Origin of the sequence: Paenibacillus sp. CAA11, from assembly GCF_003060825.1 — a bacterium.
Lineage (GTDB): Bacteria > Bacillota > Bacilli > Paenibacillales > Paenibacillaceae > Fontibacillus.
Map to the genome: position 1 here is coordinate 2,360,466 of NZ_CP028922.1, position 15,821 is coordinate 2,376,286.

The 15,821-nt window shown below is 46.9% G+C and carries 9 protein-coding genes; 8 read left to right on the top strand and 1 reads right to left on the bottom strand.

Translation table 11 applies throughout. The annotated features are described in order from the left end of the window. Position 1 precedes the first annotated feature (1 nt). The 7 genes from DCC85_RS10900 to DCC85_RS10930 are packed head-to-tail and all read left to right on the top strand — an operon-like array spanning position 2 to position 8,377. Positions 2–958 carry a carbohydrate ABC transporter permease gene (locus DCC85_RS10900; RefSeq protein ID WP_108465615.1) on the top strand — a complete coding sequence of 319 codons (957 nt, stop codon included), beginning with the start codon at positions 2–4 and terminating at the stop codon, positions 956–958. Between the two features lie 32 nt (positions 959–990). Beyond that, positions 991–1,836, top strand: coding sequence for a carbohydrate ABC transporter permease (locus DCC85_RS10905; RefSeq protein ID WP_108467819.1), 846 nt, complete (start codon positions 991–993; stop codon positions 1,834–1,836). 18 nt (positions 1,837–1,854) lie between these two features. Then, complete coding sequence (locus DCC85_RS10910; protein WP_108467820.1) at positions 1,855–3,315, top strand: NHL repeat-containing protein; 1,461 nt, start codon at positions 1,855–1,857, stop codon at positions 3,313–3,315. Further along, positions 3,305–3,934 (top strand): Yip1 family protein, encoded by a 630-nt coding sequence (locus tag DCC85_RS10915; RefSeq protein WP_108465616.1) that lies wholly within the window; start codon positions 3,305–3,307, stop codon positions 3,932–3,934. Before DCC85_RS10910 ends, DCC85_RS10915 begins: the two co-directional genes overlap by 11 nt. 14 nt (positions 3,935–3,948) lie before the next feature. Continuing rightward, positions 3,949–6,507, top strand: a complete 2,559-nt coding sequence (locus DCC85_RS10920; RefSeq protein WP_325048414.1) for a DUF5696 domain-containing protein — start codon at positions 3,949–3,951, stop codon at positions 6,505–6,507. Continuing rightward, on the top strand, positions 6,504–7,412 hold the full coding sequence (locus tag DCC85_RS10925) for a carbohydrate ABC transporter permease (RefSeq protein WP_234414426.1): 909 nt from the start codon (positions 6,504–6,506) through the stop codon (positions 7,410–7,412). The genes DCC85_RS10920 and DCC85_RS10925 overlap by 4 nt, the downstream gene beginning before the upstream one ends. Positions 7,413–7,429: 17 nt before the next feature. Continuing rightward, positions 7,430–8,377: a carbohydrate ABC transporter permease gene (locus DCC85_RS10930; protein WP_108465618.1), complete on the top strand. Its 948-nt coding sequence runs from the start codon at positions 7,430–7,432 to the stop codon at positions 8,375–8,377. 88 nt (positions 8,378–8,465) lie between these two features. On the opposite strand, the gene DCC85_RS10935 is transcribed toward DCC85_RS10930, so the two are convergent. Then, positions 8,466–10,172, bottom strand: coding sequence for an RICIN domain-containing protein (locus tag DCC85_RS10935; protein ID WP_234414427.1), 1,707 nt, complete (start codon positions 10,170–10,172; stop codon positions 8,466–8,468). Positions 10,173–10,561: 389 nt separating this feature from the next. Here DCC85_RS10935 and DCC85_RS23655 point away from each other — a divergent pair, with 389 nt between their 5' ends. Next, positions 10,562–15,742 carry a rhamnogalacturonan lyase family protein gene (locus DCC85_RS23655; protein WP_108467823.1) on the top strand — a complete coding sequence of 1,727 codons (5,181 nt, stop codon included), beginning with the start codon at positions 10,562–10,564 and terminating at the stop codon, positions 15,740–15,742. Positions 15,743–15,821 lie beyond the last annotated feature (79 nt).

A 15,821-nucleotide genomic window follows, 5' to 3' on the forward strand; every position in this document is an offset into this window, starting at 1 on the left:
GATGCAACCCGAAACAACTCGTCAAACTTCGCCGGGACGGATTCAACCTAAGAAGCAATCTAGGCTGAGCCAGGTTGTCACAGAAATGAAGAAGAACAAGCATTACTACATTTTGATGGGGCCGTACATGCTTATTTTCTTCACATTTACGGTTATCCCCGTCATTTTTTCAATGATCCTCAGTTTCTTTAATTTCAATATGCTTGAATTTCCGAGGTTCGTAGGCTGGCATAATTATTCCAGATTGTTTTTAAGCGATGATGTTTTTATGATTGCTTTAAAAAATACGCTGTTATTCGCGGTGATCTGCGGACCGGTCAGCTATCTTGCCTGTTTCCTTTTTGCTTGGATTATCAACGAGTTATCCCCTAAGATCCGAGCCATCATGACACTTGTCTTTTACGCGCCATCCATCTCGGGCAACGTGTTCTTTATATGGCTTATCGTATTTTCGGGAGACCGATACGGCTATTTAAATGGATTCTTGATTAAGTACGGGTTCATGCTCGAACCGATCCAGTGGCTAACGAACGAGAAATATATTCTAGGTATTATCATGGTCGTTCAGTTGTGGCTTAGTCTAGGCACCAGTTTTTTGGCGTTTATCGCCGGTCTACAGACAATCGACCGATCTCTAGTCGAAGCCGGAGCGATAGACGGCATCCGAAATCGCTGGCAGGAACTGTGGTTCATTACCCTGCCTTCCATGAGGCCCCAGCTGATGTTCGGGGCTGTCATGCAGATAACAAGCTCATTCGCTGTCGCGGATATTTCGATAGCGCTTGCAGGATTTCCTAGTGTTAACTATGCCGGACATACGATCGTTACTCACTTGCTGGATTATGGAACCATTCGTTTTGAAATGGGCTATGCATCCGCCATAGCGACGGTATTGTTCGGGATTATGCTTGGGACCAACATGCTGACACAGCGACTGCTTAGAAAGGTAGGGGAGTGAGGTTGGGAGCGAGAACGATAGGTGCATTCCGAATGACCAAACGGCTTAACCGGTCGCTTTCTGTCAGCTTTTTCCTGTTCGTCTTCCTTGCTTTGGTCGGGGCATTTATGGCACTTCCATTGGTATACGCTGTAAATAACGCTTTTAAACCATTAGATGAATTGTTTATTTTTCCCCCACGTTTTCTGGTCAATAACCCGACGCTCGACAACTTCTATGATCTCATCGCTTTAATGGGCAATTCATGGGTGCCCCTTTCCCGTTATGTAATGAATACGCTGGTTATTACCGTTATTGGAACTGTCGGCCATATTTTGTTGGCTTCCGCGGCAGCTTACCCGTTAGCGAAATATCGCTTCCCAGGGTCCAAGACATTATTCTCCATCGTGGTTATGTCCCTGATGTTTTCAGGTCATGTTACAGCCATCCCTAATTATATGGTGATGTCCTGGCTCGGATGGATTAATACACATGCATCGATCATCGTGCCTTCTCTTGCATTTTCTTTGGGACTGTTCCTAATGAAGCAATTCATGGAACAGATTCCTGATGCCCTGCTAGAAGCCGCGAAGATCGACGGAGCTAACGAGTACCGTATTTATTGGACTATCGTGATGCCGAATGTGAAGCCAGCGTGGTTAACTTTGATGATTTTGCAGTTTCCATTGCTATGGGGGTCCGACGGCGGCAATTTCATTTATAGCGAAAACTTGAAAACGCTCCATTACGCATTGGGCCAGATTGCTGCAGGAGGAATTGCTCGTGCTGGTGTAGGAGCCGCCGTTGCCTTGATCTTGATGGTCGTTCCGATTACACTCTTTATCATTTCACAGAGCAACGTCATTCAAACGATGGCGACTTCCGGAATGAAAGAGTAGCGAGGAGAGTCTGCCATGATGCGAAGAAGCAGATTGATATGGAAAGCCTCACTTTCGGCCGTGATTTGCTGTCTGGTAAGCATAGGTTTAGGGGCGATGTCAGCTTATGCCGATAATAGCCCCTCCTATAATTACTCATACTGGAAGGATACCGTCCCTGCTCCGGCTGCTTATGAAGCGACTTCCTTGTTGGATGGAAATAGACTGGGAATCGGTCGTTTCAAGGATCCGAGCGATATTCATGTTACAGCAGACAACCGGGTCTATATCCTGGATTCTGGCAATAACCGGGTGGTTGTATTAGATGACAAGCTTGAGCTGGAGAAGGTCATTGATTCTTTTAATCACGATGGAAAGAAGGATACGTTCAACCACCCGCAAGGATTGTTCGTGAGTGAGCAGAACGAATTATTCGTTGCCGATACAGGCAACAAACGGGTTGTTCATCTTAATCCAGAGTTACAGCCTATTAAAATCATTAAAGCACCGAAATCAGATTTGCTGCAGTCAAACTTTGACTTTCAGCCGGTTCGTCTGGTCGTCGATCGGGCTCAGCGAATTTATGTAATGTCGACCGGTGTGTTCGATGGATTCATGGAATTCAATGTTGATGGAGTCTTTACCTCCTTTATCGGAGCTAACCGGGTCAAGGTGAATCCCGTAGAGCTATTCTGGAAGAGAATATCCACGAAAGCCCAGCGCAGCCAAATGCTCATGTTCACGCCCACAGAATTTACGAATCTAGATATTGATGAAGACGGATTCATCTATGCTACGAGCGGGGATTATTCGAACAATCCCATCAAGAAGCTTAATGCACAGGGCACCGATATTTTAAGGCGTACCGGGTATTTTAATCCGGAGGGCGATATCCGCTTTACCGCCGATGAAGGTCCCTCAAGAATTGTCGATATCGATGTCACAGACAGCGAGATGTATTCTGTACTTGATGGTAAGCGGGGAAGAATCTTCACGTACAGCGGAGAAGGGCATTTGATGTATATCTTCGGCGGTCTTGGCAACCGGAGTGGTGAATTTAAAACCCCAGTGGCAATTGAACGGATGGGAGACAATTTTCTTGTGTTGGATAAGGCCTACGGAGAGGTTGCGGTGTTTCATACAACAGAATACGGACGAACTTTGAATCAAGCGGTCAGAAGCTACTACAGCGGAGATGAAGAGAAGGCATATATTCTTTTTAAGCAGACCATCCATATGAATGCCAACCTAGAGTTTGCCTACTCTGGTATTGGCAAGGCGCTCCTTCGGAAGGGGGAGTACAAAGAGGCGATGCATTATTTTAAGGAAAGCTATGACCGAACAAATTATTCGAAGGCGTTTTTGCTCTATCGCAAGCAGGTGCTTAAATTGTACTTTCCATCCATAATGACCACCATTACGGTACTTGCCATAGGTTTGCCGCTTGCTAGAAAAATACTGAGAAAGAGAAGGAAAAGGAGGGATTACGTTGAGTCTTGAACCGTTGAAGTACCCGTTATATCTAATTGTTCATCCCTTCAATGCTTATTGGGAGCATAAATACGAGCGGAACAAGCGGCAAGATCTGATCACCTCCTTCGTGATCTTGTTTCTAATGATCTTGACGAATGTGCTTGGCTATCAGTACAGCGGTTTTCTGGTGAACATGAACAATCCATTGGATATGAATAGTCTCATGGAAGCCGTATATGTAATCGTGCCTGTCTTGTTCTGGTGCGTGGCTAACTGGTCGCTGACAACTCTGATGGAAGGGGAGGGGAAATTTACTGAAATCTTCACATCCACTTGCTTTGCACTGGTCCCCATGATCATTATCAACTTTCCCTGGATATGGCTAAGCAATGTTATTTCTATACAGGAGACTACATTTTATTATTTCTCGCAAAGCTTGGCTATCTTATGGTCGATGTACTTATTGTTTGTAGGAAATATGACGGTACATCAATACTCCCCCTCGAAGACAATCACTACCATTTTCCTAACTATTTTGGCTATGGGGTTTTTAGCCTTTATCTGTTTGTTGTTCTTCGGTCTGATTAGACAGATCGTTTCGTTCGCTGACATCATTTATCAGGAAATTACAATGAGGAGCTCATGAAAGGAGCGGGAGAAGTGGGGAAAGCTGCAACTGCACTAGTCGCCATAATCCTCATTATATTGGTACTGGCCGGTGGCTCTGATTCGAAGTCGGCCAATTCCAACCCTGCAACTAGCCAAACTGCATCCACCTTTACAAAAGGTCAGCCTTTAAGGTCGATCTTCACAGACTCTCGTGCACCCGGGATGTCAGGGGTAGTGGAGAATGAGCGATTACAGCTATTTGTGGATGAGGGAACAGGCGCAATCGCTGTTCTTGACAAACAAAACGGTCAGTTTTGGCACAGTAACCCACCAGGACGAGACAACGACAAAGTCGCTTCCGGTGTAAATAAGAGTAACTTATCGTCGCAGTTAAAGTTCGATTACTATAACAGTTTCGGGCAAGTCACATCAATGAACACCTTCTCTGACAGCGCTGCCCATAAACAAATCAGGTTTGAATCCATTCCCGGCGGGCTTCGGGTAACTTATCAGTTCGGTACAGCTGTAAAGTCAGCCGCCGATTTGCCGATGATGTTAAGCCTTCCGCGCATGGAAGAACTATTGAACAAGCTGGATAAAAGTGGTCAGAGGGCTTTGATCATTGGATATAAGGAAACTCCAGACAAGAAGGCTTTTGTTCGAAATGATAGTGCACTGAGCGGACTGCAGTTGGAGCGGGCTTTTAAGGCATTTGAAAAGGCAGGATATACTCAGGAGGACCTTCGGAAGGACATGGAGGAACTTGGCTTTACCCAGGAAAAGCCTGAACCTCGTATCTTTCTAGTTTCGATAGAATACGTGTTGGATGGAGATCATCTGATTGTAAATGTTCCTGTCTCACAGATTGAATATCCTGACGATTACCCCATCGGCACGATTTCGCTCCTGAGTTTCATGGGAGCAGCCGGGCCGGGGGAGGAAGGTTCGCTTTTTGTACCGGATGGCTCCGGTGCGCTCATTCATTTTAATAACGGTAAGCAACAATACCCAGCATATCAACAAGCGGTGTATGGAGACGATTTGACTTTGAAAATGTCCGAGGGTACCGAGGGGACCAAGACTGAGCAGGCTGTCAGATTGCCTGTATTCGGGATGATCCGAGACCATAACGCTCTTCTTGGAATTATAGAGAAAGGAGCATCGGTCGCAACGGTTAACGCGGATGTAGGCGGGAGGCTTAATAGTTATAACTATGTATATCCCAGCTTCAGTCTAATCAACAAGGGTCAGGTTACACTGAAGGCCAACGAACAGGAACGAACGCTGCCAAGATTCCAAGAGCAGCCAGTTAAGACCGATTTTACAGTTCGCTATGTGTTTTTAGGAAGGGATCAGGCGTCCTATCAGGGAATGGCGAAATATTACCAAAGCTATCTGGAGCAAACCGGTGGCCTGCCTAAACGGGAAGCAACTGCGGATGAGGGGGAAGTACCTTTCTACCTTCAGTTAGTGGGCGGCATTAAGAAGCAAAAGCAATTTATCGGCATCCCCTATCAAACGATTGAGCCCTTAACGACGTTTAAACAGGCTGAGGAGATTCTCCAGCAGATGAGGAAACGTGATATTCACAATATCAAGTTGAAATTTTCGGGTTGGTTTAATGGAGGAATCACGCACAAAGTACCCAAGCGGATTTCCGTTGATCAAGCAGTGGGCGGCAGCAAAGGACTGAATGGCTTGTTATCATTCGTACATGAGCAAGGGATCATGATCTATCCAGACCTGGCCATCCTCAGAGCAAATGCTGGAGAAGGCTTTAGCAAAAACAGGGACGCAGCGAGAACGCTCACAGGGGTTCCAGCCTCAATCTATTCCCTGGATCTTGCACTAAATCGCCGAGAAAGCAGCAAATCGCCATCCTATGCACTCTCGCCTCGGCTTGTTGTTCCATATGTAACATCAATGCTTGAGAATTTAAAGAAATATCAGTTAAGCGGCATCTCACTGCGGGATTTGGCAGGAGAAATTAACAGCGATTATCGGAAGAATAAGCAGATCGACAGATCGGAGTCCGAGGATGCCTCGGTCCAAGCACTGAAGAGCATTCGGAAGGAGGGTCTCCAGATTATGGGCGATGGCGGCAATGGGTATGCCCTATCTTCCTTGTCCGATATTACGAACGCCCCCATGACCCATAGCCAATTGAAAATTGAAGATGAGGAGATCCCATTTTATCAAATGGTCATTCGAGGATACATCAATTATACAGGCAGCCCTTATAACCTATCAACGTTTACGGGGGAGCGGCAATATATCCTAAAAAGCTTGGAATATGGTTCAGGCGTGTACTTCAATTGGATTCACGAACCTAATTACAAGACGAAGGAAACGGAATACAACCATTTATACGCAGTTAATTATGAGGCGTGGATCGATCAGGCTGCTAGAATTTATCATGAAGTGAATGACGTTCTAAAGAAGGTCCAGAATCAGCGCATTGTGAAACATGAGAAGCTTGGTGAAGGTGTGTATAAGACCAGTTATGAGAACAGTGTATATATTATTGTTAACTATAATAATGAACCGATATCGATAGAAGGGCAAACAGTAAAGGCTGAGAGCTATGTGACAGGTGGTGGACAATCTTGAGAATCATCATGAAGCTCGGTGGGAAGCGCCGTTCTTATAAGGAGCAGAAAGCAATTTGGGGAATAATTTACGTTCTTCCCTGGCTGATAGGCTTTGTCTTTTTTTTCTTCGTACCCCTGATCATATCCTTGCGCTATAGCTTAAGCACTATTGATGCAAACGCTAACGGCATGAAGATCAGCTTTGCTGGATTATCCAACTATGCGGAAGCGTTAACGGTAAATACGAGTTTTAACCGAACGCTTATCAATTCAATAGTAGACATGGTAATCAACGTTCCATTGATCGTTATTTTCAGCTTATTTCTGGCTGTATTGTTGAACCAAAAGTTTGTTGGCAGATCCATTGCAAGATCCATCTTCTTCCTTCCTGTCATACTGGCCTCAGGGGTAATTGCGAATCTGGAGGCATCTAGTTTGGTTGAAGCGATTAATCAGCAGAATGCAGGGGGCGTTATCAACGGTTTTGGAACCGGCGAGCTGTCTCGGATCATGATAAGGTCTGGCGTCAATGAGGACATCGTTATGTACCTAGTATCTGCAGTGGATCGTATCTATCAGATTGTAAGTCAGTCAGGTGTACAAATTTTGATCTTCTTGGCAGGGATCCAGACGGTGTCACCCCAGCTCTATGAGGCATCGAAAATGGAGGGGGCTACTGGATATGAAGCATTCTGGAAAATTACACTTCCGATGGTCAGCCCGCTGATTCTAGTCAATGTGATTTATACGATCATCGACTCCTTCTCTCAAAGCAAGATGACGACACTGATTAAGGAAACGGGATTTACGAGCTTCAACTTCGGATTGAGCTCAGCAATGGCTTGGATCTATTTCGTCGCGATAATGATTGTATTAATGATCGCTACGTATATTTTGTCGAAAAGGATTTTTTATCAGGAATAAGGGGAGAGTGAGGAGCGTTGCATATAGCCCGTCTCTTGTCGTTGGAAAGCTGGAAGCGATGGCTGTGGTCATTTGTACGCCTGGTATTGATGGCCGGATTATCGTTCGTGATTCTATACCCTATACTTCAGAAAATATCAACGGCTATAAAGGACAAAAGCGACTTGTACTCACCGGTTGTCATATTTATACCCGAGCATTACACATTAGATAATTTTAAGCAAGCGATATCGATTATGGATTACTGGCTAACGTTGCTCAACACCTTTGCGTTGTCTGCTGTTACTACTATCCTGACAGCCGCTTCCTGTGCATTCGCAGGCTATGCCTTTGCCCGGCTCAAATTTAAAGGCAGCAACTTGCTTTTTGGTGGAGTAATACTAACCATTCTGGTTCCTCCTACGACAATCCTTATACCTATCTATATGAATTTAAAGGATTTCGACCTGATGGGTCTAATTCCCCTGATGACAGGTGGAACGATTAACCTGCTGGATTCGTACTGGCCCTTTATTCTAACTTCAATCACGGCAAATTCCTTAAAAGCAGGGCTTTACATTTTTATATTCAGGCAGTTTTTTAGAGGAATTCCTAAGGAAATGGAGGAGGCTGCTTATATTGACGGAGCAGGAGTAAGCAAGACCTTCCTGCGTATTATGTTGCCTAGTGCTTTACCGGCAATCGTAACGGTATTAATCTTCTCATTTGTATGGCAGTGGAACGATAGCTTCTTTACCACCACATACTTGACCTCGGGTAAAGTGATGTCTACGCAATTGGCTTCGCTGCCTCACAACCTTTCCATCATGCTTGAAGGCGGGGTAGCGACCAACAAAGATCCTTTTTATATGAGTATGGTACAGGATACTGGAATACTGCTTGCTATTCTGCCTTTAATTCTTATTTATTTGGTGGCACAGCGATATTTTGTTGAAAGTATCGAACGTACAGGAATCGTCGGTTAAACACGGCTTGGATAGACACAGATCACTTTTAGATTTGAGGGAAAATATAAAAAGCGCGTGCCATTAAAGTAAAGGCACGCGCTTGCAGTTAACTGATCTTGATGAATTTCCATTGCTGATTTAGATCGCCGCGATATAAATTCTGCTGAAGCTTCGCTCCGTCTGCGTTAGAAGCCCCAGTAACCTCAACGGCTTTATTGCTGTTTACATTAAGAATGCTCCAGTTCCCGTTGCTTAGCTTAATTAATCTGAACTGCTGTGCCGTATTTTTTAGATCCTGCATGAGCTGAATAGCTTCACCATTATTCTTCGTCCCATTTCGAACATCCATTACTTTATGATCAGAAGAGCTTACACTTTGTAGTTTATAAAAATTGTTGTAGGTTCCCAAATCATCGACGATCCATTGCTGAGCAGTCGCGTTATTATCCGGCCATTGCTGGAGTTGGAGTCCATTGGTATTTTGTCCGCCCGGCACATCGATCACTTTGCCTGATGCCTGATTAACAATCTTATAGGTGGAACCTGAGGATAATCCATTCCAAATCCCATTCCAAGGATTAATCTGTGCGCGCTCATAGAACCATTCAAATATAAAGCGTGCCATGCCATCTCGTGCCGCATCTCCATCATATTTCAAGCCCGCTGTCGGATCAGCAAAAGAGCTTCTTGGACCAGCTTCAAGTAGAAACCCATTCATATGAACGGCGATGCTGACATTTCCAGCCTCGGTGAAGATGGCCTTGGTATTCTTGCCGAAACCCGCATTTGAACCATTGAATAATTCCCAATAGGACGAGTCGCCTGGTAATGTTTTGAACCAAGTTGTCTCTGTTATATTAATAGGATATTTGTCAGCACAAGGCTTTATGTTAGTGTCCCATTGCTGCTTCAATGTTGAATAATCGTCATGGGCACCATATCCTGGGTACCAGTGAACAGCATAGCCTAGATTATTTAATGGGTCTGTTAACGGGTGAGAAGCGGCTAATTGATAGTATTGATCCCAGCCTAACCCTGCCGCCCAAATCACATTATCCGCGCCCTTGTTCCGAATCGTTGAGATAATAGAGTTTTGGAATTTCTTGAGGGAATTCCAATGCTCAACAAAGTTCCCTTGGTAGGGATTTCCTCCCCATTGTCCATTTACATCGCTCAATACAGGCTCATTGATAAGCTCGAACATGACGTTATCTGCGCTCTTAATTCCGTTTTGAGAGGCAAGATAACCCCAAATCTGATTAAACTTCTCGAGATTTGATTGTGTTGTGGCTTTATTGTCCAGCAATGTAAAGTCAAGCCCAAGTGTAACATAGACACCTTTAGTCTTAGCATAGTTAATATAAGGAATAATAAGATTCTGAGTAACAGCCTGCAGTCCGGCAAAATTGTATGTTCCTGCCGCAACATCCCCCATGTCTTCCCGGTCAATGAACAGGCGGACCTGATTCATATACCACCCATGACTGTTACCATACTTAGGGGAAGTGCTGGTAAAGGTGTCCGTAATGTCTTTTAAATACTCTAAAGTCGCTGCATGCCGATTCCCTCCATTGCGATCAAGATAGTACTTGCTGCTCTGATATGTCCAGTAAGAACCGCTAGGCTGATGCCATCCACTTAACAATACCGGCTGTCCACTGCTATTTACGAGTTGATTACCGTTAACATGAAGCTTAGAAACAGGCGTGCCCTCCCATGCTTTAGCAGAATTGCCGTTCGCCATTAACGGAACCATGATTAGCGCCACCACTAGCAACATTTTTAGTGCCGAGCTAAATCTTTTCTTCCTCACAAACACCATCTCCTTTTTTATTTTGTATATATGTGTAGTTTCTTGGGGGTTCCAGTTCAGGCATTAAATGTAAACGTGTTCAATAAAATTGTACTGTGCAGGAAAATGAAGAAACAACCTGTTAAATTACGGATTCTAGCAGGCCCCGAGATCAAACGATAAGCGAGAGGGGCTAATATTGAGTTTGGATTTTGGCTGGGCAAGGAACAATTTCGTAAGGGAGGTGAGGAAAGTTGGGCGATATGAACTGATTTCTCAGCCATCAAATCAATATGAAGAAAGAGAGGATCTGTCAACAAAAAAATGATAGCGCTTACCTACTTCCTTGTTCATCAAACGTTGGTTCACATTACGATGAGTAAACGAGAGGATGGGGGCTTGTGATTACGATGAAACGGAAATGCGGATTGATCTTATTTCTATGTGCGTTTACCTTCTCAAGCCTTGGCTGGGGCACATTCTTTGGGATTAAAGCGGTAAGTGCGGCGGTGGGAGAAGAGGAGACCGCTGATGTAATGATGTATAAATATGATTTCGGCTCTGGAGATACGGCAGAAGGCTATACGACAGTCGCTGCGGATACCGCTTATACCGCTGAGTCGGGTTATGGCTTCACAGACCTGTCCAAGGTCACGGTTCAGGACCGAGGCACGGATGACCCGCTCCGGTCGGATTTTGCTTTGCTGACCGAAGGGGCGGGATTTAACATTGATCTGCCAAATGGTGATTACACCGTCTCCCTGATAGCCGGAGATCCGCAAGGGAATACGGACATTGCCATCAAGGTGGAGAGCATGGACAAGGTGCTGTCCACCGCCAAAGCAGCCGGTGAATATCTGGAGATGAGCATTGATATTGCACTGGTGGATGGGCAAATGAACTTTTTGTTTGCCGGAGCGGCGGCAAAATTGAATTCGCTCACAATTAAGAAGCTGCCGGACCGTGAGGCTGGCAGCAAGCCGGTACTGTACCTTGTAGGAGATTCCACCATGCAAACGTATGATCCCTACTGGCAGCCTCAGGCAGGCTATGGACAAATGCTGCCGTCTTTTTTCAGCGATGCCGTGGAGATCAAAAATCACTCCATCGGCGGACGCAGCTCGAAATCGTTCATCGTCCAGGGCAGACTGGATGAAATACTGAGAGTCATTCGTCCCGGAGACTATTTGCTGGTGCAGTTTGGACATAATGACGCTACAATCAGCGTACCTGATCGCTATGCTTCGCCCGCCGATTACAAAAACTATCTGAAAACCTACATAGACGGGGCGAAACAGCGAGGGGCAACGCCGATTCTGGTAACGCCAATGGGACGGAGAGACTTCAATGCCGATACAGGCAAGTTTAATGTGTCTTTCCCTGAATATGTGCAGGCCATGAAAGAGGTCGCCGCTGAGAAAAATGTAAAGCTGATTGACCTTAGCGCACGGAGCATTGCCTATTACGATTCGATAGGTCCGGAAGCGACCTTGTCCGTATTCCTTCACGTGCCTGCAGGGATCTACCAAGCGTTCCCAAACGGGGCAACAGACAATACCCATTTCCAGGAATACGGGGCAATTCAGATTGCCCGGCTTGTTGCTAATGGTATTCGCGAACTGGGTCTACCGCTATCGGAAGCGGTCAAGGATGCCGAGGTTCCTGCAGAAGTTCCTGCCAAGCCTAAGGATCTAAGAGCAGGCAGCATTGGAAACGCAGGAGCAGATCTAAAATGGACAGACGATGAAACTGCTGATATTTACAAGATATACCGCAAACGGGCTTTCGAGCCGGAGTCGGCCTATAAGCTTGCGGGAACGGCAACCGTGCCGATGTTTACAATGAGCGGGCTGACGGAAGGGCAGTCCTATTCGGTTCGCATTACGGGAGTAAACAATCGCGGGGAATCTGAACCGTCCGATGAAGTCGTCCTTACGACCAAGTCTGCTGCCTACAGATATGATTTCGGCCCAGAGGGTTCTCCGGTTGCGACGGGATATACCGAGGTGAATCGCAAGACGATCTATACGCCCGAGCTCGGATATGGGCTGACCTCTTCAGCGAATATGGGGGATCGGGATCGAGGCAGTGTTACGGATGATCTGCGCCGCGATTTCGTCATTTATTTCAACGGGACTTATGAATTCAAGGTGGATTTGCCGAATGGAACGTACTCGGTCAAAACATATACAGGGGATTGGATAGGTTCTACGAGAACTAACGTTTCGATCGAAGGCAAGGATTATGGAACTGTAGCCTCGGGTAAAGGCAGTATTGCAGAAAAGGTATTCACCTCAGTCAACGTCCAAGATGGACAGATGAATTTGGTCTTTGGCGGTCAAACCGCACATCTCAATGGGCTTGAGATCACCCCTATCTTAATGGCTCCTGATCATCTGAAGCTGGATGTACTGAACCTGGAAGAAGATCCTGTTACAGCAGCACTTTCATGGGATGGGGTTGAAGAAGCTTCACAATATAATGTCTATCGCCAAATGGCCGGAACTTCTAAATCGGAATTGTTGACAACAACAGCTGAACCTCATTATATCGACAGCCAAATAAACTTAGGGATGAATTATAGCTATACGGTGACGGCTCTAGATCGAACGGGTACCGAATCCGTAAATTCGAACATCCTAGAGGTATCGACGATAGACTCCTCTGTTGAAAAGGCGGAGGTCCCTTCTGGCCTCATCTTGCAGAATGTGAACAAGAATACGGCTACAATAGGTTGGAATGCAGCGGCAGGGGCCCGTTCGTATCAGATTTATCGTTCGGTCAAAGCGGACGGCCCTTTCGATCTGATCGGGCGTACGCATGAGACAGCATACACAGATACCACCATTCTCAGTACAATTCCTTATTATTATAAGGTGGCTTCGGTGGGAGTATCGGAGCTGTCGGCAATGCTAGAGACGCCCGTAGTCACAAAGCTCACCCGTGACATGGAGTACCTGAATCGCGCCCCCATCGCCGTCCAGACAGACAAAGGCAACTACATCGGTTGGCGGATGCTGGGTTTAGACCCGGATTCCATTGCATTTAACGTATATCGCGATGGAGAGAAGCTGAACAAGGAGCCGATTACGAACAGCACGAACTATTTGGATGAGGAGGGAAAAGAGTCTTCCAAGTACCGTGTGATGAGCGTAGTGGATGACGCCGAAAAGGCGGTAACGAAGGAATTCGGCGTATGGCAGCAGCAGTACCTGTCCATCCCGCTGCAGAAACCAGCGGATGATTATACAAAGGATGGTCAGCCGTATTCTTACTATGCTGGAGACGCAAGCGTCGGTGATCTGGACGGCGATGGCGAATACGAAATCGTCCTCATGTGGTCTCCGAACAACGCGAAAGACAACTCCCAAAGCGGTTATACGGGAATCGTATACATGGACGCCTACAAGCTGGACGGAACAAGGCTGTGGCGCATTAATATGGGACCGAATATTCGGGCTGGAGCGCACTATTCGCCATTTCTAGTCTATGACTTTGATGGCGATGGCCGGGCGGAGCTGATGATGCGTACCGCGGATGGGACGGTTGATGGCCAGGGTAAGGTGATTGGAGATGCCGGTGCGGATCACCGCAACAGCTCGGGCTATGTGCTGCTGGGTGATGAGTTCCTGACCGTGTTTGACGGAGAGACCGGGGCCGCGCTAGACACGGTGGACTATGATCCGCCCCGTGGAGATGTTAGTTCATGGGGAGACGGATATGGAAACCGGGTAGACCGTTTTCTGGCAGCGGTTGCATATGTAGATGGCGAGCATCCCAGCGCCTTGTTTAGTCGAGGTTACTATACACGCACGGTGTTGGCAACCTACAATTTCCGCGATGGCAAGCTAAGCAAAGTCTGGCGATTTGATTCCAATGACGAGGGGTATGCCGAATACGCCGGTCAGGGGAACCATAATCTGTCGGTGGGCGATGTGGATGGGGACGGCAAGGATGAAATCACTTTTGGCGCCATGGCGATTGATGATGACGGCACACCGCTGTACAATACCAAGCTTGGGCACGGAGACGCGATGCATTTGGGGGATCTGGACCCTGCGCGTGAAGGGCTCGAAGTGTTTGATGTGCATGAACATAAAGATGCCAAATACGGGATGGAGATGCGGGATGCGGCTACAGGCGAGATATTATGGGGCGTATTTACAGGAGAGGATACAGGGCGCGGCATGGCAGCCGATATTGATCCTAATTATCCGGGGGCCGAAGTGTGGGCTTCCAAAATCACGAATGCTCAGCATATCCCGATAACAGGATTATATAGTGCCCGGGGTGAGCTGATTTCGACCGAGATTCCTTCATCTACGAACTTCGGGGTTTGGTGGGATGGAGATTTGCTGCGTGAGCTGCAGGACAATATTCGTATCGACAAGTGGGACAGTGAGAAGAGAATGACGGTGAATCTGCTCACGGCCAGCGGAGCCGCTTCGAACAATTCCACGAAGGCCAATCCAAGCTTGCAAGCCGATCTGTTTGGCGACTGGCGCGAGGAAGTGATGTGGCGCAGCCAGGACAGTTCTGAATTGCGCATCTACACCACAACGGATAGAACGGAAGAGCGCATGCGCACCCTGATGCATGATCCTATCTACCGTCTTGGTGTGGCGTGGCAAAATGCTGGCTATAACCAGCCGCCGCATACCAGCTTCTATTTGGGTATAGACATGGAGAAGCCTGCTGCCCCGAACATTCGTTATATCGGTGCACCGCATGAACCCGAGGACACTACTCCTCCGGTTATCACGGGGATGCCTGCAGAACGGATGAATGAGAATGAAGTGCTGCAGGTAAAAGTTAGAGCGGAAGATCTTGAATCCGGTATTACTGGACTGGAGTTGAAGTGGGACGGCGAACCGGTGAAGCAGGGCGATCAGATCAGCCTGAAAGGTCTGGCTGGCAAACACATGTTTACTGCGCGAGCGGTCAATGGGGTGGGCCTGATCACTGAGTTGTCGGTAGAAGTAACGGTAATCGCCGTCGATCAGGTGGCCGGACCGCCAGGGGTGCCTGTGTTGTCTAGCAACAACGGGCATGAAGATGGTCTTGCAGGCGGCAATTATTCGATTACCATGAATATGTGGTGGGGGAACAACGGAACTAAGTACAAATTGTATGAAAACGGAAAATTGATCGACACCCAGCAGCTTACTGCATCGTCGCCATCCGCCCAGAAAGCGGTCACCGAGATTTCAGGCCGCGTGAACGGCACATACGTGTACACCTGCGAGCTTATCAATGCCGAGGGTGTAGCAGAAAGTTCGCCGCTCATTGTGAAGGTTACGAACGCAGCTCCAGGTAAACCTGTGCTGTCAGCCGACAATTGGGATGGCGATGGCAACTATACCATTACGATCAATATGTGGTGGGGGACTAATGCTACCTCCTACCGCCTGTATGAAAATGGCCAAGAGATCGATGCCCAGCTGCTAACTGAAGCAACTCCCCATGCCCAGGAGGCTAAGGTGAAGATCGAGGGCCGTTCACCTGGCGAGTATGAATATGTTGTGGAATGGATTAATGAAGGGGGAACGGTAACAAGCGAGGTCTTGAAGGTAACCGTAACTCATGAATAGAAACAAAGTATGCATGGTGTAAGAATGAGAACAACTTACGGTTACCCCCAGGTAGGGGATAGCCGTGAGTTTCTTATCC